This window comes from Streptomyces sp. NPDC046379, assembly GCF_055587785.1.
Window position 1 is genome coordinate 77,308 of the sequence record NZ_JBVJFP010000004.1, and the last position, 24,674, is coordinate 101,981.

The following is a 24,674-nucleotide window of genomic DNA, read 5'->3' on the forward strand; positions in this document are numbered from 1 at the left end:
CGCGCGGGACCATGGTCAAGGACCGCGGCGCGGACCGCTCTTTGACGGGTCGTCAGTCGGTGCTCGCCTCCAGTACCGCCATCGCCGCGTTGTGCCCCGGCACCCCGCTCACCCCGCCGCCGCGCACCGCGCCCGCCCCGCACAGCCAGACGTTGGCGTGTTCGGTCTCCACGCCCCAGCGGCCGGCGCCCTCCTGGGCGTAGGGCCAGGAAAGGTCGCGGTGGAAGATGTTGCCGCCCGGGAGCCACAGGTCGCGCTCCAGGTCCAGCGGTGTCTTCGCCTCGATGCAGGGGCGGCCGTCGGCGTCGGTGGCCAGGCAGTCGGCGAGCGGTTCGGCCAGATGGGCGTCGAGCTGCGCGAGGGTGGACGCCAGGAGTTCCTCGCGCACGGCGTCGTTGTTCTCCCGGAAGAGGCGGGCGGGGGTGTGCAGGCCGAAGAGGGTGAGCGTCTGGTAGCCGCGGGCGGCGAGTCCGGGGCCGAGGACGGTCGGGTCGGTGAGCGAGTGGCAGTAGATCTCCGAGGGCGGCGTGCCGGGCAGTTCGCCGGCGGCGGCCTGGCGGTGGGCGGTGGCGAGCTGGCCGTAGCCCTCGGCGATGTGGAAGGTGCCGGCGAACGCCTCGCGCGGGTCGACGGAGGTGTCGCGCAGCCCGGGCAGCCGGCGCAGCAGCATGTTGACCTTCAGCTGGGCGCCCTCGGCCGGTTCGGGCGGCGCCGCGCCGGTGAGCGCGGCGAGCTGCTGCGGGGAGGCGCCCACCAGGACGTGCCGGGCGGCGACGGCGCCCTGTCCCTCGGGCGTGCGGTAGAGGACCTCGGCGTGCCGTCCGTCGGTGTCGACGCTCAGGGCCTCGTGCCCGGTGGCGATGACGGCGCCGGCGTCGCGGGCGGCGGCGGCCAGCGCGTCGGTGAGGGCGCCCATGCCGCCGACGGGGACGTCCCAGGCGCCGGTGCCGCCGCCGATGACGTGGTAGAGGAAGCAGCGGTTCTGCTTGAGGGAGGGGTCGTGGGCGTCGGCGAAGGTGCCGATGAGCGCGTCGGTGAGGACGACGCCGCGGACCAGGTCGTCGGTGAAGTGCTCCTCGACGGCGACGCCGATCGGTTCCTCGAACAGCGCGCGCCAGACCTGTTCGTCGTCGATGCGGCGGCGCAGTTCCTCGCGGGTGGGCAGCGGCTCGGTGAGCGTGGGGAAGACCCGTTCGGCGACGCGGGCGGTGGCGCCGTAGAAGCGCCGCCAGGCCGTGTACTCCCGCTCGCCGCCGGTCAGCCGCGCGAACGCCTCCCGGGTGCGGGCCTCGCCGCCGCCGACGAGCAGTCCGGTGGGCCGGCCGTCGCGTTCGGCGGGGGTGTACGAGGAGACGGTGCGGGTGCGGACCCGGAAGTCCAGGCCGAGGTCGGTGACGATCTTGCGAGGCAGCAGGCTGACCAGGTACGAGTAGCGCGACAGCCGGGCGTCGACGCCGGGGAAGGGCCGCGTGGAGACGGCCGCCCCGCCGGTGTGGTCGAGCCGTTCCAGCACCAGCACCGACCGTCCGGCGCGGGCCAGGTAGGCGGCGGCGACCAGGCCGTTGTGTCCGCCGCCGACGATGACGGCGTCGTAGCGCCGGTGGTCCTCGTGTACGGGCATGTCCCTTGGTAACACGCGGTGATCGCGGTCGGCCAGGGGAGCGGCGCGGCGCGCGGGTCAGACGCCGCCCGCGGCCCGGGGCCGGCGCAGGGCCGCGGCCTCCCGGCCCCGGCCGAGCTGCTGCAGGCAGTGGGCCTCGTCGTTGCGGGCGGCGAGGGTGTCGGGGTGGGTGGGGCCGAGGGCGCGGGCGCGGGCGTCGGCGACCGCCCGGTACTCGGCCAGGGCCTCCGCCCAGCGGCCGAGCCAGCCGAGGCCGACGGCGACCTCGCGCCTGCTGATCAGGGTGTCGGGGTGGTCGGGGCCGAGGACGCGGGCGCGGGCCGCGGCCACCTCGTGCGACTCGGCGACGGCTTCCGCCCAGCGGCCGAGGCGGCCGAGGTTGACGCCGAGGCCGTGCCGGGCGCGCAGGGTCTCCGGGTGGGCGGGGCCGTGGACGCGGGTGCGGGCGGCGATCAGCTCGCGGTAGACCCCGAGGGCCTGGTCGCTGCGGCCGAGGCGGCCCAGGCTGATGCCGGTCTCGTAGCGGGCGGCGAGGGTGTCGGGATGGTCGGGGCCGAGGACGCGGGCGCGGGCCTCGGCGACCTGGCCGTAGGTCACGAGGGCCTCCTCCCAGCGGCCCAGCCGGCCGAGCGCGTAGGCGACCTCGTACCGCGTGACGAGGGTGTCGGGGTGCTCCGGGCCGAGGATCCGGGCGCGGGCGTCGGCCACTTCGCGGGCGATGCGGTGGGCGTCCTCGACCCGGCCGAGACGGGCGAGGTTGAGGGCGAAGTTGTGGCGGCAGCGCAGGGTGTCGGGATGGTCGGGGCCCATGCTCCGCTCCCGGGCGGCCAGCACCCTGACGTACACCTCGTGGGCGTCGAGGGGACGGCCGAGCTGGCCGAGCACGTACGCGGTCTCCTGACGGGCGGCGAGGGTGTCGGGGTGGTCCGGGCCGAGCAGCCGTTCCCGTGCGCGGGCGACGTGGTCGTATTCGTGCAGGGCCTCGGCGGCGCGGCCGGTGCGGCTGAGCAGGAAGGCGATCTCGTAGCGGCTGGCGAGGGTGTCGGGGTGGTCGGGTCCGAGCAGCCGCTCGCGTTCGGCGGCGACCGCGCGGTGCACCTCGCCGGCCTCGTCCCAGCGGCCGAGGCGGGCCAGGCTGAGGCCGGCGTTGTGGCGTCCGGCGAGGGTGGTGAGGGCGTCGGCGGACGGGGCGGACGGGACGGGAGTGGGAGGCGCCAAGGGGGGCACGGTGGTGCGGCCGGCGCCGGGGCCGGTGGTCCATGCGCCGGTGAGGGCGGTGGCCGGGTCCGGCGTGAGGGGGCCGGGCGCTGCGCCCTCGGCCCTTCGTCCGGCGGTCATGCCGCGGGTCCAGGCCGGCAGCCGCGGATCGCGCGGGGTCCGCCCGGGCCGGCCGCCGCCCTGCGCCGTCGCGTCCACCGGGACGGTACGGCTCCCGGCTATGCGGCGCGCCAGCTCGGTCGCGTCGGACGGGCGCCCGTCGGGCCGCTTGGCGAGCAGGTCGAGGACGATCCGCTCCAATTGCTCGGGCAGCTCGGGCCGGTGGTCGCGGGGCGGCGCGGGGGGCGTGTCGCGGTGGGCGACCAGGATGGACCAGGCGTCCGGGAGGTCGAACGGCGGCTGACCGGTGGCGAGTTCGTACAGGACGCAGCCGAGCGAGTAGAGGTCGCTGCGCTGGTCGACCTCGCCGCCGGCGATCTGTTCCGGGGACATGTAGTGCGGGGTGCCCATGGTCACGCCGGTGCTGGTGAGCCGGGAGCCGGCGCCGATGTCGTCGCCGAGGCGGGCGATGCCGAAGTCGCAGATCTTCACCGTGCCGTCGGTGAGGCGGACGATGTTGGCGGGCTTCAGGTCGCGGTGGACGATGCCCTGGGCGTGGGTGTGGGCGAGGGCGACGGCGACCTGCTCGGCGATGTCGAGGATGTCCGGGACGGACAGCGGGCGGCGCTCGGCGTCGTCCAGGACCTGGCCGAGGTTGCGGCCGTCGAGCAGTTCCATGACCAGGAAGAGCACGCCGTCGGACTCGCCGAAGTCGTGCACGACGGTCACGCCGCGGTGCTGGAGCGCGGCGGCCACCCGGGCCTCGCGGCGGAACCGCTCCCGGAGCATGGCGGTGAACGACTCGTCGTGCTGCGGGCCGAACGGCTTGAGGCACTTGACGGCGACGTGCCGGCCGAGCGACTCGTCGCGCGCCCGCCAGACCTCGCCCATGCCGCCGCGCCCGATCGGATCCAGCAGCCGGTACCGGCCCTGGATCAGTCTGTTCTCCCCCATCGTGTGCCGTCGCCCCCGTCGTTCCTCGCCGCGCCCGCCCCTGGCGCCTCCAGTATGGCGACCCGTCGCCGCGCTGGGTACGCCGCGGGTGGGGCACCGCGCCGGGTGACCCGGCCGACTCGCGCCGGGGCGTCCGCGCGCACGCCGCCGAAAGCCGTCCCGCGCCGGCCGGGGGCCGCGTCAGTCCAGGCCGGCGAGGAAGTCCGTGCACGCGCGGGCGCAGGCCCGGCACGCCTCGGCGGCGGCCTCGGCCCCCTCCTGGCGGTCGAAGACCTGCGCGGTCTCCAGGCAGACGGTACGGCACCACTCCAGCTGCACCCGCATGCCGGCCTCGTCGGTCGTGTTCTGCTCGGACAGCATGCGGCAGGTGGCGTCGCACACCTCCGCGCACATGATCCCCTTGCGTCGGACGAGTTCCTGCTCCTCGGTTCCGTTCGGTTCCACGAGACTCGCGCGCAGCGCAGCCGCACGTGCACACTCCGTGCAGCTCTGCGCACAGGCGAAGCGGTCCTCCAGGAACCGGAACAGCTCCTGCTGCGATGTCGTAGTCACCAGGTGCGAGTAGCCGGGCCGTCACCCGCCAAACCCGGCGGGACGGGGGGCCGTTTCCCCGTTCCCCCGCGCGGGCACCCGTGCCTCCCGAGCACCACCCGACGCACCGAGGGAGGTGGATCACGTGCCCGGACGCGAGGAACTGCCCTCGACCCTGGAGCGGTCCTCCCGGGAGGCCCGGCGCACCTGGATCAAGGCGCACGACTCGGCGGTCGAGACCTACGGCGAGGGCGAGCGCGCCCACCGCGTGGCCTACGGAGCGCTCAAGCACACCCACGAGAAGGTCGGCGACCACTGGGAGCGCAAGGAGGGCGGCCGCAGGGGCCCCTCCGACCCGCAGTCGGCGCGGCCCCGCGGACAGGGCGGGCGCAGCGGCGAGGGCGTCGACGAGAGCGCCTCGAAGGAGCACTTGTACGACGTCGCCAAGCGGCTCGGCGTCGACGGCCGGTCGCGCATGTCCAAGGCGGAACTGCTGGACGCGATCCGCAAGGCCAACCGGTCCCGGACCCGCGCCGCCCGCGAGGGGTGACCCGGTTCGCCACCCCATTAGGGGGTATTCGTCCGATATGACTATCGCATCGACGCAGCTGGCCGAGCCGAGCGGCCTGATGAGCCTCGGGATGTTCGCCGTCCCCGTCGCGCTGCTGATCCTGCTGGCCGGCAGCTTCTGGCTGGGCTCCCGGCTCAAGCTGCGCGAGCCGCCGCGCCCGCGCCCCGAGGAGCAGCCGAAACTGCCGCCGGAGGGCCCGGTGCACGAGATCCGGGAGAGCCGGGAGCCCGACGAGGTGCCCCGGTCCCCCAAGGGCGGTCGCGCGCTCACGCCGTACGAGCTGACCAACATGCAGACCCGGCCGGGCGCGGCGAAGCCCCGGCCCCGCTGGAGCCGGGGCAGCAGCGGCTCGTTCGGCGGCGGCGGCCTCGGCGCGCACTGAGCCCGCGCACCCGGCCGGCCCGTGGGGACCGCAGATCAGCCGGAATCCCGCAGTCAGACGTCAAAGGGAGTGAAGTCCCATGGCCGACCCCGGCCGCAGCACACTGCCGCTGCCCGACTACGACCATCTGCCGATCGGCGGCCTGGAGTCCCGGGTGCGGTCGCTGACCGCCGAGGAGGTGGAGGAGCTGCTCGCCTACGAGCGCACGCACGCCGACCGCCTCCCGGTGACCGAGGTGCTCACCGCCCGCCTGGAGCAGCTGAAGTCGGGAGCCGAGCCGACGTCCGGCGACCCGGGGGCCCTGCGTCCGGAGCAGGCCCGGGGCCGCACCGGCTCGCACGTGTCGCCCGCGACGTCCCCCGAGCCGTTCGGCGCCCCGCCGCACGGCACCCCGGACCAGCGCGGCAAGTCCAAGGGCGATCGCTGACGACGCGGGGCCGCCCCGCGCCGCCTACGCCGGCTACGCCGACCTGGCGGAATCCATGCGCCGGATCCGGGCGACGTTCCACCGGTCGTCCGGGTCCGCACTGGGCCGCCCCGCGAACCACGCGTCGAGGATCTCCCTCAGCAGCGGCTCCGAGGTGAGCCGGAGGCTGAGGGCGAGCACGTTCGCGTCGTTCCAGCGGCGCGCGCCGTCCGCCGAGTAGGCGTCCGTGCACAGCGCCGCCCGCACCCCGGGCACCTTGTTGGCGGCGATCGAGGCGCCGGTGCCGGTCCAGCAGCACACGACCGCCTGGTCGGCCCTGCCCTCGGCGACGTCCCGGGCGGCGGCCGACGAGCAGGCCGCCCACTGGGGGTCGTCGCCCTCGCGCAGCGCACCGTGGGCGCGCACGTCGTGGCCCCGCTCGCGCAACTCGGCGACGAGCAGGCGGGCCACGGGTTCGTCCATGTCCGAGGAGACGGAGATCCGCATGGCCGCGAGCCTACGCCGCCCGCGGGCTCACGTGGCAGCCTGGTAGCTGTCCCGCGGCACGCCCCGGTTCCGGGCGCGGACGGCGTGGCCGGCCTTCACCAGGGTGCGCGTCATGGCGGCGCGCCCATGATGCCGGTGCCGAGGACGCCCACGGTGCGCAGGTCGGTCATGCGCCCCGCTCTCTCGTCTCACGCCCGCTCGCGCAGCGGGGCCGGGCGGTCCGGCAGGGCCAGCCGGATCGTCTCCCCCGGCTGGAGCCGGACGGCGCGGTCGGGGAGGCGCACGGCGATGGGGAACGCGTCCGACGACGGCATGGTGATCTCCATCTGGCCGTGCCGCAGCCGCAGCCGGATGCCCCAGTTGCCCTGGTAGCGCAGGGAGACGCCGTAGGTGGAGAGCTCGGGCAGCGGCACGGGGTCCAGCCACAGGGCGCCGTCGCGGGTCTCCAGACCCGTCAGCCCGCGCTGCACGAGGTCGAGGGTGCCGGCCATCGCGCCGAGGTGGATGCCCTCGCCGGTGGTGCCGCCCTGCACGTCGGCGATGTCGCCGCGCAGGGCCTCCTGGACGAACTGCCAGGCCTCGCTGCGGCGGGCGCGGGCCAGGATCCAGCCGTGCACGAGTCCGCTCAGGGTGGAGCCGTGGCTGGTGCGGTGCAGGTAGTGGTCGACGGTGCGCCGCCAGGTCTCCTCGTCCAGCCGCAGCCCGAGCCGCCGGAAGAGCGCTTCCAGTTCGGCCGGGGAGAAGAGGTAGCCCAGCATCAGGACGTCGGCCTGTTTGGAGGCCCGGTAGCGGTTGACGGTGTCGCCCTCCGCCTCCAGGATCCGGTCCAGCCGGCGGATGTCGCCGTACTGCCGCCGGTAGCCGTGCCAGTCGAGTTCGGCGAGGTCGCCGTAGCCCTCGAACTGGCTGATGACGCCCTCGTGGAAGGGGACGTGGAGGGTGCGGGACACCTCCTCCCAGCGGTGGAGTTCGCCGTCGTCCAGGCCGGTGCGCTCGGCCAGCTCGCGGCGGCGCGGCTCGGGCAGGCCGTGCAGCAGTTCCAGGGTGCGGGTGAGCACCCAGGAGGCGGTGACGTTGGTGTACGCGTTGTCGTCGAGGCCGGGCTGTACGGCGTCGGGGTAGGCGTCGTGGTATTCGTCGGGGCCGACGACGCCCTTGATGCGGTGGCGGCCGAGGGACTCGTCGTAGGTGGCGGCGTCGGCCCAGAAGCGGGCGATCTGGAGCAGCATCTCGGCGCCCTTGGTGTGCCGGAACTCGGTGTCGCCGCTGGTCTCGCAGTACTGCCACACGTTGTAGGCGATCGCCGAGCCGACGTGGTGCTGGAGGTGGGAGTGGTCGGGCAGCCAGCGGCCGGAGCGCGGGTTGAGGTGCAGCTGCTGGGTCTCCTCACGTCCGTCGCTGCCGCTCTGCCACGGGTACATCGCCCCCTTGCGCCCGGCGTTCACGGCGGCGGTGCAGGCCTGTTCGAGGCGGCGGTGGCGGTAGTGCAGCAGGGCGCGGGAGATCTCGGGGAAGTGCAGGTTGAGGAAGGGCAGCACGAACAGCTCGTCCCAGAAGACGTGGCCGCGGTAGGCCTCGCCGTGCAGTCCGCGGGCGGGCACCCCGACGTCGAGGTCGGCGGTGTGCGGGGAGAGCGTCTGCAGGACGTGGAAGAGGTGCAGCCGCAGGATGCGGCCCGCCTCGCCGGGCACGTCGACGTCGGTGCGCCGCCACAGCTGGGCCCAGGCCGTGCGGTGCGAGCGCAGCAGCGCGTCGAAGCCGGGAGCGCGCTCGACCCGGGCGACGGCGGCGTACAGCGGGTCGCTGATGGCGGGGTCGCGGGAGGTGTGCAGGGCGACCGTCTTGTCGACGGTGAGGGCATGGCCGGGGGTCAGTTTGAGCCGGGTGCGCTGGGTGGTGCGGGGCAGGGCGTGGCGGATGGCGACGGGGCCGTCGGCGGTGATGCGGGAGGCCATGCCGACGCGGATGTCGGAGGTGCGGGTGCGGCAGCGCAGCCACACCACGTCCCGTTCGGCGCCGGAGTGGGCGTGGGTGAGGTGGCGGCCGTCCAGGTCGCGGTAGCGGGGCACGCCGGCGTTGGTGACGCCGGCGTCGACGGCCGCTTCGACGTGCAGTTCGCCGGTGAAGCCGTCGGCGGTGAACTCGGTGCGCAGGGCGGCCAGATGGGGGTCGCCCATGTGCACCAGGCGCTGCTGGCGCACGGTCAGCGCGCGCCCGCCGCCGAGGTCGAACCGGGTCAGCCGTTCCAGGACGCCGGAGGACAGGTGGAGCACGGCGCGGTGTTCGAGGACGGGGGTGGTGTCGGGAGTGATCCACGGACGGCCGTGCAGCCGGAAGCGCAGCGGCAGCCAGTTGGGCAGGTTGACCATGTCCTCGTTCTCGACCTCGCGGCCGGACACGGTGGAGACCAGCCGGTTGTAGCAGCCGGCCACATAGGTCCCCGGGTAGTGGACGTCGTCCGCGACGCACTCCGGCAGGGCTCCCCGTGTGGCGAAATAGCCGTTGCCGAGGGTGCACAGCGACTCCCGCAGCCGTTCGTCCGCGGCCTCGTAGCCCTCGTACTCCCAGGTCCAGCCCGTCACCTCGGCGCTCCTCCCGCATGCGGCCGGCCGGGTCCGCCCAGGCGGTCCCGGCTCCGTGCCCCAGCAGTGTCCCTCCGTGGGCGGGCACGGCGGCGCGCCCACGCCGGACGGGGGCGGGATCGGTGGAGGGTCCGGTCAGATGCGGGGAGGGGCCAGGCCGGCCGGGTCGCGGCGCAGGACCGTGACGCGGTGGAAGTTGCAGGCGTCGAGGGCCGGGGGCACGCTCGGCGGCTTGGCCTGGTGGACCTGGAGGGCCATGCTCACCAGGCTCAGCAGCAGGTCGACGTCCGTGTCGCAGTCCAGGTGGACGGTGACCCACCGGGAGCCGGGCAGCAGCCGGACGGCGGTGGTGTCCCGCAGGTCGTGGGCGAACCGCCGGATGGCCCGGTCGGTCAGGTGGAGGTCCACGTCGTGGTCGGTGTGGAAGTGGGCTATCTCGCTGTACGGGGAGCGAACTGCCCGCCCTGTGCCGCAACTGGCCTGGCCCGCCGTGAGGTCGGGCCAGGCTTCCAGTCGCTCCAGGGCGCGCTGGGCCAGAGTCATGCGCCCATCGTCACCCGATCACCGCGCAGATACCAGAGGTTGAGCGATTCGTAACCCAGGCGAGAGGATCCTCACCCGGCGGAGGGGGCCGCTCCGGTGCTGCGGCGGACGACCAGGCGGACCGGAACGACGGATTCCGTGCGGGGGCCGCGGCCCGTGCCGCCGTCGGCGCGGTCGAGGAGGTCCAGCAGCAGGCGCAGCGCGCGCCGGCCGATCTCGCCGAAGTCGGTGCGCACGGTGGTCAGCGGCGGCAGCAGATGGGCGGCCTCGGGGATGTCGTCGTAGCCGACCACGGAGACGTCCTCGGGGACGCGGCGGCCGGCCTCGTGCAGGGCGCGCAGCAGGCCGAGGGCCATCTGGTCGTTGGAGGCGAACACCGCGGTGACGCCCGGGTCGCGGGCCAGCCGGCGGCCGAGCGCGTAGCCGGAGTCGGCGCTCCAGTCGCCGGCGAGGGGTTCGGGGACGGTGGCGCCGGCCGCGGCGAGGGTGGCGCGCCAGCCGGCGGCGCGGACGTCGGCGGCGGTCCAGCCCGCGGGGCCGGCGATGTGGTGGACGGTGGCGTGACCGAGGCCGAGCAGGTGCTCGGTGGCGGCGCGGGCGCCGTCGCGGGAGTCGGCGGTGACCATGGGGATGCCGCCGCCGAGGTCGTTGTCCAGCATCACCATGGGGGTCTCCAGGCGGGCCTCGGCCAGGGCGGCGGCGACGTGGCGCTGCGGGGCGATCGCGATGACGCCGTCCGCGCCCTCGGCCGACAGCCGGTCCACCGCGCGGGCCACGGTGTCCCGGTCTGCGGTGGCCAGGGCGATGGAGCTGACCAGGTAACCGGCGTCCTGCGCCGCGGTGTTGATGGCGGTGAGGACCGAGGCGGGTCCGTAGCGGGCGGCGTCGAAGGAGATCACGCCGAGCAGCCGGGTGCGCCCGCTGGCCAGGGAGCGGGCGCTGCGGCTGGGCCGGTAGCCGAGGGCGCGCATCGTGTCGAGGACGGCCTGCCGGGTCTCGGGGCGCACGGACGGGTGGTCGTTGAGGACACGGGAGACGGTCTGCTTGGAGACCCCGGCCCGGCGGGCCACGTCGGCCATGACCGGCCGTGCGCCCGCGAAACTGCGGCGGCTGCGCCCTTTGGGGGCCGTGCCGTCGTCGGTGCTCGGTGTCATGCGGGCGGCGCTTCCTCGTGTCCTCGTGCCGGCGGCCCTGCCCCGTCCGGCGGATCCACAGGATAGGCCGGGCGGGGCGGACCGGGCCGGGTCAGGGCTTGACCCACCCGAGGTCGGGGGCGTCGGTGAGGTGCGCGTGGCGGCCGGTTGCGCCGTGCAGTTCAAGCAGGACGAGGTCGTTGGCGCCTGGGCGCAGCACGGGGCCGGGGACGTAGAGGGTGCGCTGGGGGCCTCGGTTCCAGTAGCGGCCGAGGTGGAAGCCGTTGATCCAGGCCTGCCCCTTGGTCCAGCCCGGCAGGGCGAGGAAGGCGTCGGCCGGTTCGGCGACCTCGAAGACGCCGCGGTGGAAGGCGGGACCGGCGGCCTCGACGACGTCGCGGGCCTCGAGGGGCGGCGCCGGGTCGTCCAGGGCGACGGGGTGGCAGTCCCAGCCGCGCAGGGCGGCGCCCTGGAAGGCGACCCGGCCGAGGAGCCCCTTGGGCGAGCCGATGCGGGGGCCGTAGTTCACGCCGCCCATGTGCTCGACGAGGACGTCCAGGATCGCGCCGGGGCGGGGCGAGCGGACGTGCAGGGCCTCCTCGTGTCGTTCGTGTTCGAGGACGCCGGCCGGGGCGCCGTCCACGAAGACCTGTGCGCGGTCGCCGACGCCGCCCTCGAAGTGCAGCAGACCGTCGCCGGAGGCGGGCAGGGTGGTGCGGTAGAGCACGTATCCCGAGCGCTGTCCGAGGTCGTCGAAGGTGAGCGGGTGCTCGCTGCGCACGGCGCCGGGGAGCCCGGCCGCGTACGGCAGGAAGGGGGCGCGGCGGTCGAGTTCGACGGTGGTGGGCGGGAGTTTGGGCGCGGGGGCGGGGACGGGTTCGTCGGGGACGGGCGCGTGGCGGGCGATGACCTCGCGGAAGGCGTGGTACTTGGGGCCGGGGTCGCCGCTCTCGGCGAGCGGGGCGTCGTAGTCGTAGGAGGTGACGACGGGGGCGTAGGCGTGGTCGTGGTTGGCGCCGTTGGTGAAGCCGAAGTTGGTGCCGCCGTGGAACATGTAGATGTTGACGGAGGCGCCGGCCGTGAGCAGCCGGTCGAGGTCGGCGGCGGCGTCGGCCGCGTCCCGCACGTGGTGCGGCTCGCCCCAGTGGTCGAACCAGCCGATCCAGAACTCCGTGCACATCAGAGGGCCTTCGGGCAGGTGGGCGCGCAGGGTGGCGAGGCTCGACTCGATGCGGCTGCCGAAGGTCCCGGTGACGAGGGTGTCGGGGAGGCTGCCCGCGGTCAGGTGGGCCGGGTCGACCTGGTCGCAGGTGAACAGCAGTTCCTCGACGCCGCGGGAACGCAGGCCCGTGCGCAGGTGTTCGAGGTAGGCGGCGTCCTTGCCGTAGGCGCCGTACTCGTTCTCCACCTGGACGGCGATCACCGGGCCGCCGACCGCCGCCATGTGGGGCAGGAGCGGCGGGATCAGCGCGTCGAGGTAGCGGTCGATCGCGTCGGTGAAGCGGGGGTCGCTGCTGCGCAGCCGGATGTCCGGGTCCGAGGTGAGCCAGGAGGGCAGGCCGCCGCCGTCCCACTCGGCGCAGATGAAGGGGCCGGGGCGCAGCAGGACGTGCAGGCCCTCCGCCTTGGCCAGGGACAGGTAGCGCGGCAGGTCGAGGATGCCGTCGAGGACGAGAGGGCCGTCGGGGTCGGGCTGGTGGGCGTTCCAGGGGACGTAGGTCTCCACGGTGTTGAGCCCCATCAGCCGGGCCTTGCGGAGGCGGTCGGCCCACTGGTCCGGGTGGACGCGGAAGTAGTGCATCGCGCCGGAGATGATCCGCAGCGGCTCGCCGTGCAGCAGGAAGCCGTCGGAGGTGGTGGTCAGGGCGGGCATGGAGGTCCCTTCGGGCGGTGGGCCGGGCCATCGCGAGTGTTACCGGTAACATCACTCGCGTCAAGATCCCCCGCACTGTGGTGTGCGGGAGTTGCCGGTGTCAGGCCGGCGGGCGTGCGCGCCCAGCGGGGGAAGGCGGAGTGCGAGGGGCTGCGGGTGCGTCAGGCCGGCGGGGCGAGCGGATCCCCCACGCGGTGGCGTGCGAGGGCTCCCGGTGTCACGCCGGTGGGGCCAGCGCGTCCAGCCGGGCGCGGTGGGCGTCCGTCAGCCGCAGCTCGGCGGCGGCGACGTTCTCCTCCAGGTGTCCGATGCTCGCGGTGCCGGGGATGGGCAGGACCACCGGCGAGCGGGCCAGCAGCCAGGCGAGGGCGACCTGCGTCGGCGTGGCCTCCAGCTCCCGGGCGACGGCGGCGACCTCCTCGCGCGCGCCGGCGCCACCGTGCGCGACGGGACGCCAGGGCAGGAACGCGATCCCGGCCGCCGTACAGGCCTGCAGGACGGGCTCGTGGGCGCGGTCGAGCAGGTTGTAGGCGTTCTGCACGCTGACCACGTCGATCGTCTCCCGAGCCTGTTCCAGATCGGCGACCGTCACCTCCGACAGCCCGATCCGGCCGATCTTGCCCGCTTCCTGCAGCTCGCGGAGGGTGCCGAGCTGTTCCGCCATCGGGGTCTCGGGGTCGATGCGGTGCAGCTGGAGCAGTTCGAGGCGTTCGACGCGCAGCCGCCGCAGGGCGTCGTCCACCTGCTGCCGGAGGATCTCCGGCCGGCCGTCGAGCCGCCACTCCCCGCCGGGACCGGTGCGGGCCACGCCGACCTTCGTGGTGATCAGCAGGTCGTCCGGGTAGGGGTGCAGGGCCTCGGCGAGGAGTTCCTCGTTCGCGCCGGCGCCGTAGAGGTGGGCGGTGTCGATCAGGGTGACCCCCAGCTCGACCGCCCGCCGCGCCACGGCCATGGAGGCCGCCCGGTCGGGGCCCGGCTCGGTCGGCAGGCGCATCGCACCGAAGCCGATGCGCCCTACGGGCAGGTCTCCCCCGATGCGGAATGTGCGCGCTGTCATGCGTTGCTCTCTCCCTCGTCCAACAGCGCACGCTACCAAGCCGGTTGGGCGATCACCGGTGGCCTGGGCGGCCGGTCGTCGTGGCCGGCCGGTCACGGGTGGCGGGCGCGGCTGTCGTGGGCGTCGCGGCGGGTGACCGCCGGTGGCCATGGCGCGATCCGTGGGGTGCGTGTCGTTGACGCCAACGGCGCGCGGAGCCGACGGTGGAGAGGTGACCCAGCGACGCATCGTCTTCGTGATCTTCGACGGTTTCCAGCAGCTCGACCTGGCCGGACCGCACGAGGTGTTCCACCACGCCGCACATCACACGGGCGCGTACACGTGCGAGGTCGTGGCCGCCCGCTCCGGTCCGGTCGCCACCAGCAGCGGGCTGTCCGTGCACGCAGGACACGGCGTGGACGGGGCCGATCCGCACGGGATCGACACCCTGGTGGTGGCCGGCGGACAGGGCGTCGACGAGGCCCGGCACGACGAGGAGCTGGTGCGCTGGATCGCGGCGGCGGGCGGCGATGCCCGGCGGGTCGCCTCGGTGTGCAGCGGAGTGTTCCTGCTGGCCGCGGCGGGGCTCGTCGACGGTCACCGGGTCACCACGCACTGGGGCCGGGAGGAACAGCTCACCCGTGAGCACCCGGGCCTGCGCGTCGACTGCGACCCGGTGTTCATCCGGGACGGCCGGGTGTGGACGTCGGCCGGGGTGACCGCCGGCATGGACCTGGCCCTCGCCCTGGTCGAGGACGACCTCGGCCGCGAGGCCGCGCACGCGGCGGCGCGCGAGCTGGTGCTGTTCCTGCGCAGGCCGGGCGGCCAGTCGCAGTTCAGCGTGGCGCTGTGGTCGCGGCAGCCGGCGACGGATCCGGTGCGCGCGGCCGTGACGGCGATCCACTCCTCGCCGGGCGCCCGGCACGGCATCGCGGACCTCGCCGCGCACGCCGGGCTCAGCCCGCGTCACCTCCAGCGCCGCTTCACCGCGGAACTGGGCGTCCCTCCGGCGGCGTACGTCGAACAGGTGCGCGTGGAGGCGGCCCGGCGGGCGCTGGTGGAGGGCGACGAGCCGGTCGAGTCCATCGCCCGGCGTCATGGCTTCGGCACGGCGGAGACCCTGCGCCGCACCTTCCAGCGCAGGCTCGGCGTCGCGCCCTCCGACTACCGGGCGCGTTTCCGCTCCGCCGGCGGACCGGCCGTCCGGGACCTCGCCCGGCCTCTCGGCGACCGACCCGCCCGCCCCATCGGCACGTAACCCGGTCGACTCCATCGGCACATGACGCTCCGTCGGCATGAACCCCATCAGCACATGCCCGCCCATCGGCACATGAGCCCCATGACCACGCGAACCCATCGGCACTTGAGTGAGGAATGCGCATGACGACCTATGGCCTGCTCGTCTTCGACGCGGTCGAGGAACTGGACTTCGCCGGCCCCTGGGAGGTCTTCACGGCCTCCGCCCTGCTGCGCGGCGGCGCGGACAGGGCGGTCCTCGTCGCGGAGCGGCCCGGCCCGGTCCGCTGCGCGAAGGGGCTGCGCGTGCTGCCCGACCACACGCTGGACGACCATCCCGCGCTGGACGTGCTGACGGTGCCCGGCGGCCGGGGCGCCCGGTTGGTCGAGCCGCGCAATCCCGTGGTCACCGGGTGGATCGCCGAGACCGCCGGGCAGGCCGCGTGGGTGCACGGCGTGTGCACCGGCGCGTTCCTGCTGCACGCCGCCGGTCCGGCCCGGGGCCGGCGGGTGGCCACGCACCGGGACCACGAGGACGAACTGGCGGCGAAGGGCGACGTCACCGTCGTCCGGGACGCCCGCTACGTGACCGACGGGAACCTGCTCACCAGCCAGGGGGTGTCCGCGGGGATCGACAGCGCGCTGTGGCTGGTCGGCCGGCTGCACGGCCGCGATCACGCGCGGGCCGTACGGCGTGAGATCCAGTACGACCCGGCCCCGCCGTATCTCGCGGACGAGCCGGTCTGACACCGGCGGCGGGTGCGCTGCCCCGAACGGAGGAGGGGGCGGGTGCGCTGCCCCGAACGGAGGAGGGGGCGGGGGCGCGGCCCCGGCAAGGGGTACGGATGGCGCACGCCCCTCGATGACGAGGGGGTGAGCAGGGCGCGCACCCCCTGGAGGGCGACAGGGTGAGCAGGGCGCGCACACCCGTCACCAGGAGGCCGATCGTGCAGTCCCCGAACCAGTCCTCCGACCGCCGGAATGGGTCCCCCGGGACCGGGAGCGCGCCGGACTCCCCCGGTCGGCGCCTGGACGCGGCCCGGCTGTGGGCCGGCGGGGTGATGACCGCCGGCCTGGTGGGGCTGACCGCCATGGCCGCCGTGCTGCTGGTGCGCGGCGTGATGGGGATCGCCGTGTTCTCCGCGCCGTCGGGCGGCGGCTCCACCGGCTGGCTCGCCGGGGGCGCGGCCGTCGTCGCGCTGACCGCCACGGGGCTGCTGCATGTGCTGCTGCGCAGCGCCTCACGGCCCGGACGGCTGTTCTCCCGGATCGTCGCCCTCAGTACGGCGGCGCTGGTGGTGTGGCCGTTCACCACCTCGGCGAGCACGGAGACCAAGGTCGGCACCTGCGTGGTGTTCCTCGCGATCGGCGCCGCCCTCGGCTCCCTGCTGTCGGCGGTCGGGCGGGGTGCGTCGGCGCGGCGCGGGGGCGGCTGAGGACGCGCCTCGCGCTCGCACGTTCGCCTGTCCTGCCCCCTGCGCCCCGCCCTGCGCGCGGACCCCGCCGCGCCGCGCGCCCCGTCAGGTACCCGCGGGCCGGGCCCGTACGACCAGCAGGTCCCCGTGCAGTTCCTCCGCCGGCACCTCCAGCCCGGCCCATGCGGCCGCGGCGGCGAGCAGGTTGAACGGTCGGTGCGGCGCGCAGCTCACGTCGGTCCTGAGGTCCGGCAGCGCGGGCAGGCGCTCGGCCAGGGCCCGGGCGGCGGCCTCCGCGTCGGCGGCGTGGGGTCCGGCGGCCGTCGGGACGGGTTTGCCCGCACCGGAGACCAGCGCCTCGGCGAGCAGCAGCCGCGGGCCGTGCGCGGCCGACCAGCGGTGCGGGACGGTGGTCGCCGCGGTGCCGGGCGCGATCGCGGCCAGCCTCGCGAGCAGCCACGCGGCCTGGGCGACGCCGGTGGCCAGGACTCCGGCGCCGGCGCCCGCCGACCAGGGCCGGTTGCCCTCCCCCGCCCTCGCCCGGCCCAGGTCGCGCCAACCGTCCGCCCGGTCGGCGGCCGGCACCGGCACGCACCCGGGGGCCTCCAGCACCAGCGCCGCCCGGCCCCCACGGGCCAGCGCGCCGGCGAGCGCCTCCGCGGCCGTCCCGGGGTCGGACCCCTGGGCGACCAGCGACAGTCGCGGCGCGTCGACCGCGGCCCAGGCGAAGCGTCCCAGCGCCACCGATCCCACGTCGACCCCGACCACCCGCACGTCCATCGGCCAAGTCCACCACACCGTACGGCCCGATCGGCTCAGACCGCAAAGAACCGTGTGCGGTGCGGGGAGACCCGCAACCGCCGGATCGGGTCGGCGAGGTTCTCGGCCGTCGCCGGGATCGTGCCGCGCAGCCGGTGCGGGAACACCCCGGCGACCGCGGAGGCGGCGAAGCCGGCTCCGCAAACCCGTCGGTTCGCATGCGCGACGGCCGCACTCGCTCAGGTCCCGGTGGAGCACCTCACCCAGCGGCCCGCTGCCGGGAAACAGCAGGAAGTGGCGGAGCGGCGCGTTGCGCGCGGCACCGGCGAGGAAGGGGGCGAGGGCCGGCGGCGGGGCGTCGAGGGCGCTCCGTGCCGCGCGGGCAGGGCCCACCGTCCCGTACGACGTCGGCGCGGCGTCGGCAGCCGGCGCCCGGAGGTGGCAGTGGTGCGGGCAGAGCGTGGCCGGCCGGCGCCGACGCGGCGGATGAGCGGGGCGACGCCCACCGCGCTCCGCCGAGGGGACGCGTCGAGCACTCCGTCGAGGCCCCCGCCCCCGCCGGACCGCGCTCACAGGAACCGGCGGATCGGCACGACGGCCGCCTCCCGCGCCCGGTGCAGTGCGGAGCGGCGCTTCCAGCGCGCCTCCCGGATCACCTCGGCGTCCCGCAGGTCGTCGTCGTAGTGACCGTCGAGCGTGGCCGTGAACTCCCTGTCCAGCACGGCGAGCATGATCTCCTCGTCGTGGTCGAGGGAGCGGCGGTTGAAGTTGGTCGAGCCCACCAGCGCGGCGATGCCGTCGACGGTGACGATCTTGGCGTGCATCATCGTCGGCCGGTACTCGTATATCTTCACGCCGCAGGCGATCAGGGCGCCGTAGTGGTGCCGGCCCGCCAGCCGGCAGACCCGCTTGTCGGTGTGCCGGCCGGGCAGCAGGATCTCCACCTCCACGCCCCGCCGGGCGGTGGCGCACAGCAGCTCCACGAAATAGGCGTCCGGCGCGAAGTAGGCGGTGGCCAGCCGGAAGCGGTCCTCGGCCGACTCCAGCATCACCCGCATCAGCGTCTGGAGATCCTGCCAGCCGAAGCTGGCCGATCCGCGCACCACCTGCACCACCGCGTCGCCCTGCGGCCGGTGCGGCACGAACCGGTCGTGGTCGTCGAAGAGTTCGTCGTGGCACTCTGCCCAGTTCTGCGCGAAGGCGGCGGCGACGCCGTCCACGGCGGGCCCGCGGACCTCCACGTGGGTGTCGCGCCACTCGCGCTCGTCGCGGGCGTCGCCGCACCACTCCTCCGCGATGCCCACGCCGCCGGTGAAGGCCGTCTGCTCGTCCACGACGAGGACCTTGCGGTGGCAGCGGTGGTTCTGCTTGAGCGGGGAGATGACCAGCGGCCGGCGGAACCAGGCCACCTGCACGCCGGACCGCTCCATCTCCGCCAGCAGGTGCTTCTCGATCAGCCGGCTGCCGAAGCCGTCCAGCAGCAGCCGCACCCGCACGCCCGCCCGGGCCCGGTCGGCCAGCGCCTCGGCGAACTCGCGGGCGATGTCGCCCTTCCAGTACACGAACGTCATCATGTCCACGGTGTGCCGGGCGGACCGGATGGCCGCCAGCATCGCCGGGAAGATCTCGTCCCCGTTGCGCAGCGGGGTCAGCGCGTTGCCCTCGGTCGCCGCGATGCCGATGAGCCGCTCCAGCCGGCGGCGTATGCGAGCGGTGCGCTGCCGGACGTCCACCGGCGCGGGCCGGTCCTGCGTGCTGGTCATGAGGTCACTCGCCGGAGCCCACAGGGGACAGGAAGCCGCGCTGCCCGGTCCGGCGCGGGACGCGGCCAGCAGACTGTACTCCCCGGCGCCGAACTCCCCGTGCCGCCCGTCCGGCGGTACGGCGTCGGCGGCGCGACCGGAAATGGGACGGTCTGCGAGAATATGCCTCATGACCGTGCTGAGCAGGAATCACGTGACCGTTTCCGGTCGGCCCCAGGGGCCGGTGGTGATGCTGGCGCACGGCTTCGGCTGCGACCAGAACATGTGGCGGCTGGTCGTGCCGTACCTGGAGCGCGACTTCACCGTGGTGCTGTTCGACCACGTGGGGGCGGGACGCTCCGATCTGTCGGCGTGGAGCCCGGAGCGCCACTCCACCCTCGACGGGTACACCGAGGACGTGCTGGAGATCTGCCGTGAGCTGGCGCTCGGCCCGGTGACGTTCGTGGGGCACTCGGTGAGCGCGACGATGGGCGTGCTGGCGGCGGCGCGGGAGCCGGAGGCGTTCTCCGGCCTGGTGCTGCTGGCCCCGTCGCCGTGCTTCATCGACGATCCGGCGGCCGGGTACCGGGGCGGCTTCAGCGCCGAGGACATCGACGAACTCCTGGAGTCGCTGGAGGCGAACTACCTGGGCTGGGCGGGCGCCATGGCGCCGGTGATCATGGGCAATCCCGAGCGGCCGGAGCTGGGCGAGGAGCTGACCAACAGCTTCTGCCGCACCGATCCGGAGATCGCCCGCGTCTTCGCCCGGGTGACATTCCTCTCGGACAACCGCGACGACCTGGCCCGGGTCGCCGTGCCGACCCTGGTCGCCCAGTGTTCGCGGGACGCGATAGCGCCCCCGGAGGTCGGGGCCTTCGTGCAGTCCCGGATTCCCGGAAGCCGGCTGGTCACCCTGGACGCGACCGGGCACTGCCCCCAGCTGGCCGCCCCACAGGAGACGGCCGCCGCGATCACCGGCTTCGTCACCGCCCTGCCCTGATGCGCGGCAGCGACGACGACGCGAGCGGCGGGCCCGCCCGGGACCCGGGCGATGACCGTACGGCGTTCTCCGCACTGCTGGAGGACAGCGCCGAGGATCTGTACGAGAACGCGCCGTGCGGCTATCTGTCCACGCTGATGGACGGCACGATCGTGAAGGTCAACAGGACGCTGCTGGACTGGCTCGGCCGCGCACGCGGGGAGCTGGTGGGGCGACGGACCTTCTCGGATCTGCTGACCGTGGGCGGCCGGCTCTACCACGAGACCCACTTCGGCCCGCTGCTGCGCATGCAGGGCGAGGTCAGCGGCATCGCCCTGGAACTCAGGACGGCCGACGGGACCCGCCTGCCGGTGCTGGTCACCTCCACGGTCAAGACCGGCCCCGACGGCGAGCCGCTGCTGGTCCGCACCACCGTCTTCGACGCCCGGGACCGCCGCGCCTACGAGACCGAACTGCTGCGGGCGCGCCGGCGGGCGGAACGCGAACGCGAGGAGCTCCGGCGGCTCAACGCCACCCTGCAGCGGACCCTGCTGCCCCCGGCGCTGGACAGCGTCCCCGGCCTGGACGTGGCCGCGTACTACCACACGGCCTCCACCGACAAGGTCGGCGGCGACTTCTACGACCTGTTCCCGCTCGCCGCCGGGAAGTGGGGGCTGTTCCTCGGCGACGTGTGCGGCAAGGGCGCCGCCGCCGCGGCCATCACCTCCCTGGCCCGCTACACCCTGCGCGCCGCCGCCGTGTACGACCCCGACCCGGCCGCGGTGCTGAGCAATCTCAACACCGTCCTGAACCACGAGTACAACGGGGACGACCCGCGGTTCTGCACCGTCGTCTTCGGACTGCTCACCCCCGACGCGGAGGGGGAAGGCTTCCGGATCACCCTGGCCGGCGGCGGACACCCCCCGGCCCTGCTCCTGGGCGAGGACGGCAGCGCCGGCTTCCTCCACACCCCCGGCGGACAGCTCATCGGCGTCCTGCCCGACGCCCAGATCGCCACCACCACCGTCCGCCTCGGGGCCGGCGACACGCTGCTGCTCTACACCGACGGCCTCACCGAGGCCCGTACGGCCTCCGGCGGCGACGACGGCCGCTACGGGGACGACGCACTCCTCGACTTCGCCCGCGCCCTCGCGCCCGGCACCGCGTCCGGCGCCGTGGCCGCGGTCCGGGCCCTGCTCGACTCCTTCGGCACCGGGCTCGACGACGACGCGGCGGTCCTCGCCGTGGGAGTGCCGGGGACCGGCGGCGCCGGACCCCGGTGAGCCAGTATTCGCTGTCGCGAACGTTTTGCCGTCAGGACGACTCCCGCACGACCAGCTCCGTGGGCAGCGTCAGCTGCCGCTGTGCGGCGTCGCCCTCGGTGATCTCGGTGATCTCGGTGATCTCGGTGAGGAGGATGCGGGCCATGGTGCGCCCGAGTTCCTCGACCGGCTGGCGGACGGTGGTCAGCGGCGGGTCGGTGTGGCGGGCCAGGACGGAGTCCTCGAAGCCGACGACGGCGACGTCGTCCGGCACCCGGCGTCCCTGGCGGCGCAGTTCGGCCAGGGCGGCGACGGCCATCAGGTCGGAGGCGGCGAAGACGGCGTCCAGGTCCGGCACGCGTTCAAGAAGCGAACGCATTGCCCGCCGGCCCCCCTCCTCGGTGAAGTCCGCGACCTCGACGAGCCGTTCGTCGGCCGTGCGGCCCGCCTCCTCGTGCGCGGCGCGCCAGCCGGCGAGCCGGGCGCGGCCGACGTCCATGTCGAGCGCACCGGTGATGGTGGCGACCCGGCTCCTGCCCCGCTCCAGCAGATGGCGCACGGCGGCCGCGGCGCCACCGGCGTTGTCGGAGCCGACGTAGCTCAGCCGTTCCCCCTCGTCACGGCGGCCGGCCAGGACGACGGGCAGGCCCATCTCGTCCAGCAGCCCCGGCAGCCGGTCGTGCTCGTGCACCGACACCAGCAGCACCCCGTCGACCCTGCGGGTGGCGACCGACGCCGTGAGCTGGTCGCGCTCGGACTGGTCGCGCACCAGCATCAGCTGGAGCTGGGTCCGCGTCTCGGCGAGCACCCCGCTGACGCCGCGGATCAGCGCGGCGAAGAACGGCTCCGCGCCGAGCCGGCTCTCCGACTCGGGGATCACCAGCGCGACCGCGTTGGTGCGGTTGGTCACCAGGCCGCGGGCCACCGAGTTGGGGACGTAGTTCAGCTCCTTGATCGCCGCGAGGACCCGGGCCCGCGCGTCCGCGCTGACGAGGTCGGAGCCGTTGATCACGCGGGAGACCGTCGTCCGCCCCACTCCGGCACGGGCGGCGACCGTCTTGATCGTGGGACGGCGGTCCCCTGTCATGTGCTCCTCCCGGCGGCAACCACGACGGTGCCCGTCGCGGACTTGACCAGCGGCAATTGTGGCAGACGCCGGTGCGGCGGACAGCACCGCACCGGGGCCGGGCCGGGGCCCCGAGGCAAACGGCGTCACTCCTTCCGGAAACAAGTCGCTTTCAAGTTATTGACATGACGGCTTGCTTGGCACGAGTCTTCCAACCGCCGGTGGGCACGTTCCCACTCCCTGGTGGGCACGTTCCCACCGCAACATATCGCCCCCCGTGCCATCGCGGAATCAGATCACTCCGGTGCGTCAGCGCCGTCGCTAGGAGGAACACACATGGGCACTGTCCCCAGGTCATTGCGTACGAGAGCGGTCGCGCTCCTGGCGGCAGCCAGTGCACTGTCGCTCGTCGCCGGCTGCGGCGGCGACGACGAGTCGGCCACGGGCGGCGGCAAGAAGGACGGCAAGGTCGTCATCACCATGGGCATGTTCGGGGTGATGGGCTTCGAGGAGACCGGCCTGCTGGAGCAGTACGAGAAGGAGAACCCGAACGTCGACATCCGGGCCGAGATAGCCGGCGACGAGCAGACGTACTACACGGCGCTGCAGACCCGCCTCGCCGCGGGCAAGGGCCTCAAGGACATCCAGGGCATCGAGATCGGCCGCGCCAAGGAGATCGTCGACACCCAGGCCGCCAAGTTCGTGGACTTCTCCGACGTGGCGGGCACGGACCACTTCCTGCCGTGGAAGCAGTCCCAGATCACCACCGAGGACGGCAAGGTGCTGGGCCTGGGCACGGACATCGGCCCGATGGCCGTCTGTTACCGCAGGGACTACTTCGAGAAGGCCGGACTGCCCACCGACCGCGAAGAGGTCGCCAAGCTGTGGGAGGGCAGCTGGGACAAGTACGTCGAGGTCGGCCGCACCTTCAAGGAGAACTTCAAGGGCGGCGAGGTCGCGTACATGGACGCGGCCAGCGGTCTGTTCAACGCGATGGTCTACGGCTACCCCGAGCAGTACTACAACGCCAAGGGCGACCTGATCTACGACAAGAACCCCGCCGTCGAGGAGGCCTGGAACCTCGCCGCCGACGCGGCCGAGGACGGTCTGTCCGCCAAGCTGCGCCAGTTCCAGCCGGGCTGGGACCCGGGTCTGGCCAACAGCACGTTCGCCACGGCCGTCTGCCCGGCCTGGATGCTCGGTCACATCGGTGAGAAGGCCGGCGAGGCCAACAAGGGCAAGTGGGACGTCGCCAAGGCCCCCAAGGGCGCCAACTGGGGCGGTTCCTTCCTCGGGGTGGTCGAGCAGAGCCCGGTGAAGGAGGAGGCCAAGAAGCTGGTCGCGTGGCTGACCGCGCCGGAGCAGCAGGCCCACATCTTCAAGAAGCAGGGCAGCGTGCCGTCCTCGCAGGAGGCGCTGGAGAGCGCCGAGGTCAAGGACGTCACCCATGAGTACTTCAACAACGCCCCGATCGGCCAGATCTTCGGCGCGGCCGCCCAGGAGATCCCGGACAAGCAGGTCCTCGGCCGCAAGGACGGCGCCATCAAGGACCTCTTCTCCCAGGGTCTGACGCTGATCGAGCAGCAGGGCGCCTCGCGCGACGAGGCGTGGGAGACCACGGCGGAGCGCATCGAGAAGGCGGTCGGCTGACCTCTCGCACCACCGGGGCCCGTCGTCCGACCGACGGGCCCCAAGCCCTCCGGCCCCGCCGCGCTCCGGCGGCGGGCCGGGGCCGGCTCACGCATCCGCATCTCAGGAAGGAAATCCGGTGGCCACCTCCACCACCAAGGCCCCGGCCGGCGAAGGGCGGCACGGACGCCCGTCCCGCAAGCCGGGCGCCGCCGCACTGCTGCACCGGCTGGACGTCAAGGGCGCGCCGTACGCGTTCGTCGCCCCGTTCTTCGTCGTCTTCGCCGCGTTCAGCTTCTACCCCCTCGTCTACACCTCCTGGATCTCCCTGCACCGGGTCGAACTCGCCACCCTGGACGTCATGGAGTGGGTCGGGTTCGACAACTACGTCGAGCTGTGGAACGACTCCCGGTTCTGGAACGCGGTGGGGAACACCATCACCATCGGCGTCATCTCCACGGTTCCCCAGCTGCTGATGGCGCTGGGCCTGGCGCATCTGCTCAACTACCGGATGCGCGGCTCCCTCTTCTTCCGCGTCGCCTCGCTGGTGCCCTACGCCACCTCGGTGGGCGCCGCGGCGCTGGTGTTCACCATGCTCTTCGAGCGCGACTTCGGCATGATCAACTGGGCGCTCGGCACGGTCGGCATGGACCCGGTGAACTGGGAGGCCGACAAGTGGCCCGCCCAGATCGCGATCTCCAGCATCGTCATCTGGCGCTGGACCGGCTACAACGCGCTGCTGTACCTGGCCGCCATGCAGGCCATCCCGGCCGACCGGTACGAGGCCGCCGCCATCGACGGGGCCTCCCGGTGGAAGCAGTTCACCCATGTCACCGTGCCGGGCATTCGCTCGACCATCGTCTTCACCATCGTGCTCTCCACCATCGGCGCGACCCAGCTGTTCGGCGAACCGCTGATCTTCGGCCAGGGCCCCAACGGGATCACCGGCGGCGCGGACAACCAGTACCAGACGCTGGGTCTGCTGCTGTACGAGGAGGGCTGGAAGAACTACCAGATGGGCCGCTCGGCGACGGTCGCCTGGGCCATGTTCCTGCTGCTCGTCCTCGCCTTCGTGGCCCAGCGCCTGATCAAGCGCCTGCGCTCCCGTACGTCCTGACCAGGAGACCCCC

22 protein-coding genes are annotated in these 24,674 nt (G+C 74.1%); 10 read left to right on the forward strand and 12 right to left on the reverse strand.

Features of this window, described 5'->3' with window-relative positions; translation table 11 throughout:
* Positions 1-52: 52 nt before the first annotated feature.
* From ACZ6KF_RS09715 to ACZ6KF_RS09725, 3 genes are all read right to left on the reverse strand, one after another.
* Complete coding sequence (locus ACZ6KF_RS09715) at positions 53-1,621, reverse strand: phytoene desaturase family protein (RefSeq protein ID WP_469237946.1); 1,569 nt, start codon at positions 1,619-1,621, stop codon at positions 53-55.
* A gap of 57 nt (positions 1,622-1,678) precedes the next feature.
* The gene (locus ACZ6KF_RS09720) at positions 1,679-3,892 is read right to left on the reverse strand and encodes a serine/threonine-protein kinase (RefSeq protein ID WP_469237948.1); all 2,214 of its coding nucleotides are present in this window, start codon (positions 3,890-3,892) and stop codon (positions 1,679-1,681) included.
* A 180-nt stretch (positions 3,893-4,072) separates the two neighbouring features.
* Positions 4,073-4,447, reverse strand: coding sequence for a four-helix bundle copper-binding protein (locus tag ACZ6KF_RS09725; protein ID WP_469160051.1), 375 nt, complete (start codon positions 4,445-4,447; stop codon positions 4,073-4,075).
* 121 nt (positions 4,448-4,568) lie between these two features.
* Between ACZ6KF_RS09725 and ACZ6KF_RS09730 the strand changes: the two genes are divergently transcribed.
* The 3 genes from ACZ6KF_RS09730 to ACZ6KF_RS09740 all read left to right on the forward strand — a co-directional run bounded on the left by ACZ6KF_RS09730 (position 4,569) and on the right by ACZ6KF_RS09740 (position 5,803).
* A complete protein-coding gene (locus tag ACZ6KF_RS09730) occupies positions 4,569-4,973 on the forward strand; it encodes a ChaB family protein (protein ID WP_469237950.1) in 405 nt (134 codons plus the stop codon).
* Between the two features lie 37 nt (positions 4,974-5,010).
* Positions 5,011-5,376 (forward strand): DUF6479 family protein, encoded by a 366-nt coding sequence (locus ACZ6KF_RS09735; protein ID WP_469179033.1) that lies wholly within the window; start codon positions 5,011-5,013, stop codon positions 5,374-5,376.
* A 79-nt stretch (positions 5,377-5,455) separates the two neighbouring features.
* A complete protein-coding gene (locus tag ACZ6KF_RS09740) occupies positions 5,456-5,803 on the forward strand; it encodes a DUF8129 domain-containing protein (protein WP_356633355.1) in 348 nt (115 codons plus the stop codon).
* Positions 5,804-5,836: 33 nt separating this feature from the next.
* Here ACZ6KF_RS09740 and ACZ6KF_RS09745 read toward each other — a convergent pair whose 3' ends face one another.
* The 6 genes from ACZ6KF_RS09745 to ACZ6KF_RS09770 form a co-directional block, all read right to left on the reverse strand.
* The gene (locus ACZ6KF_RS09745) at positions 5,837-6,289 is read right to left on the reverse strand and encodes an RpiB/LacA/LacB family sugar-phosphate isomerase (RefSeq protein ID WP_356633353.1); all 453 of its coding nucleotides are present in this window, start codon (positions 6,287-6,289) and stop codon (positions 5,837-5,839) included.
* A gap of 188 nt (positions 6,290-6,477) precedes the next feature.
* Positions 6,478-8,871, reverse strand: a complete 2,394-nt coding sequence (locus ACZ6KF_RS09750) for a glycoside hydrolase family 65 protein (protein WP_356633351.1) — start codon at positions 8,869-8,871, stop codon at positions 6,478-6,480.
* A gap of 135 nt (positions 8,872-9,006) precedes the next feature.
* Positions 9,007-9,414, reverse strand: a complete 408-nt coding sequence (locus tag ACZ6KF_RS09755) for a luciferase domain-containing protein (RefSeq protein WP_356633349.1) — start codon at positions 9,412-9,414, stop codon at positions 9,007-9,009.
* A 71-nt stretch (positions 9,415-9,485) separates the two neighbouring features.
* Positions 9,486-10,568 carry a LacI family DNA-binding transcriptional regulator gene (locus ACZ6KF_RS09760; RefSeq protein WP_469237952.1) on the reverse strand — a complete coding sequence of 361 codons (1,083 nt, stop codon included), beginning with the start codon at positions 10,566-10,568 and terminating at the stop codon, positions 9,486-9,488.
* Positions 10,569-10,659: 91 nt separating this feature from the next.
* Positions 10,660-12,420, reverse strand: coding sequence for a beta-galactosidase (locus tag ACZ6KF_RS09765; protein WP_469237954.1), 1,761 nt, complete (start codon positions 12,418-12,420; stop codon positions 10,660-10,662).
* A gap of 217 nt (positions 12,421-12,637) precedes the next feature.
* Positions 12,638-13,477: an aldo/keto reductase gene (locus tag ACZ6KF_RS09770; RefSeq protein WP_469237956.1), complete on the reverse strand. Its 840-nt coding sequence runs from the start codon at positions 13,475-13,477 to the stop codon at positions 12,638-12,640.
* 211 nt (positions 13,478-13,688) lie between these two features.
* Here ACZ6KF_RS09770 and ACZ6KF_RS09775 point away from each other — a divergent pair, with 211 nt between their 5' ends.
* From ACZ6KF_RS09775 to ACZ6KF_RS09785, 3 genes are all read left to right on the forward strand, one after another.
* Positions 13,689-14,714 carry a GlxA family transcriptional regulator gene (locus ACZ6KF_RS09775; RefSeq protein WP_356633341.1) on the forward strand — a complete coding sequence of 342 codons (1,026 nt, stop codon included), beginning with the start codon at positions 13,689-13,691 and terminating at the stop codon, positions 14,712-14,714.
* A gap of 122 nt (positions 14,715-14,836) precedes the next feature.
* Positions 14,837-15,439, forward strand: a complete 603-nt coding sequence (locus ACZ6KF_RS09780; protein ID WP_469237958.1) for a DJ-1/PfpI family protein — start codon at positions 14,837-14,839, stop codon at positions 15,437-15,439.
* 200 nt (positions 15,440-15,639) lie between these two features.
* Positions 15,640-16,128 carry a DUF6069 family protein gene (locus ACZ6KF_RS09785; protein WP_469237961.1) on the forward strand — a complete coding sequence of 163 codons (489 nt, stop codon included), beginning with the start codon at positions 15,640-15,642 and terminating at the stop codon, positions 16,126-16,128.
* Between the two features lie 84 nt (positions 16,129-16,212).
* Here ACZ6KF_RS09785 and ACZ6KF_RS09790 read toward each other — a convergent pair whose 3' ends face one another.
* Both ACZ6KF_RS09790 and ACZ6KF_RS09795 read right to left on the reverse strand, forming a co-directional pair.
* Positions 16,213-16,887, reverse strand: coding sequence for a hypothetical protein (locus ACZ6KF_RS09790; protein ID WP_356633335.1), 675 nt, complete (start codon positions 16,885-16,887; stop codon positions 16,213-16,215).
* Between the two features lie 548 nt (positions 16,888-17,435).
* Positions 17,436-18,629 (reverse strand): phospholipase D-like domain-containing protein, encoded by a 1,194-nt coding sequence (locus ACZ6KF_RS09795; RefSeq protein ID WP_356633333.1) that lies wholly within the window; start codon positions 18,627-18,629, stop codon positions 17,436-17,438.
* Positions 18,630-18,798: 169 nt separating this feature from the next.
* Here ACZ6KF_RS09795 and ACZ6KF_RS09800 point away from each other — a divergent pair, with 169 nt between their 5' ends.
* Both ACZ6KF_RS09800 and ACZ6KF_RS09805 read left to right on the forward strand, forming a co-directional pair.
* Positions 18,799-19,608, forward strand: a complete 810-nt coding sequence (locus ACZ6KF_RS09800; protein ID WP_469160010.1) for an alpha/beta fold hydrolase — start codon at positions 18,799-18,801, stop codon at positions 19,606-19,608.
* The gene (locus tag ACZ6KF_RS09805) at positions 19,608-20,870 is read left to right on the forward strand and encodes a SpoIIE family protein phosphatase (protein ID WP_469160009.1); all 1,263 of its coding nucleotides are present in this window, start codon (positions 19,608-19,610) and stop codon (positions 20,868-20,870) included. The genes ACZ6KF_RS09800 and ACZ6KF_RS09805 overlap by 1 nt, the downstream gene beginning before the upstream one ends.
* A 31-nt stretch (positions 20,871-20,901) precedes the next feature.
* Here ACZ6KF_RS09805 and ACZ6KF_RS09810 read toward each other — a convergent pair whose 3' ends face one another.
* Positions 20,902-21,936 carry a LacI family DNA-binding transcriptional regulator gene (locus ACZ6KF_RS09810; RefSeq protein ID WP_469237963.1) on the reverse strand — a complete coding sequence of 345 codons (1,035 nt, stop codon included), beginning with the start codon at positions 21,934-21,936 and terminating at the stop codon, positions 20,902-20,904.
* Between the two features lie 315 nt (positions 21,937-22,251).
* Between ACZ6KF_RS09810 and ACZ6KF_RS09815 the strand changes: the two genes are divergently transcribed.
* Together ACZ6KF_RS09815 and ACZ6KF_RS09820 are read left to right on the forward strand one after the other, a co-directional pair.
* The gene (locus ACZ6KF_RS09815) at positions 22,252-23,565 is read left to right on the forward strand and encodes an ABC transporter substrate-binding protein (protein WP_469179048.1); all 1,314 of its coding nucleotides are present in this window, start codon (positions 22,252-22,254) and stop codon (positions 23,563-23,565) included.
* A gap of 118 nt (positions 23,566-23,683) precedes the next feature.
* Positions 23,684-24,661 carry a carbohydrate ABC transporter permease gene (locus tag ACZ6KF_RS09820; RefSeq protein WP_356633323.1) on the forward strand — a complete coding sequence of 326 codons (978 nt, stop codon included), beginning with the start codon at positions 23,684-23,686 and terminating at the stop codon, positions 24,659-24,661.
* Positions 24,662-24,674 lie beyond the last annotated feature (13 nt).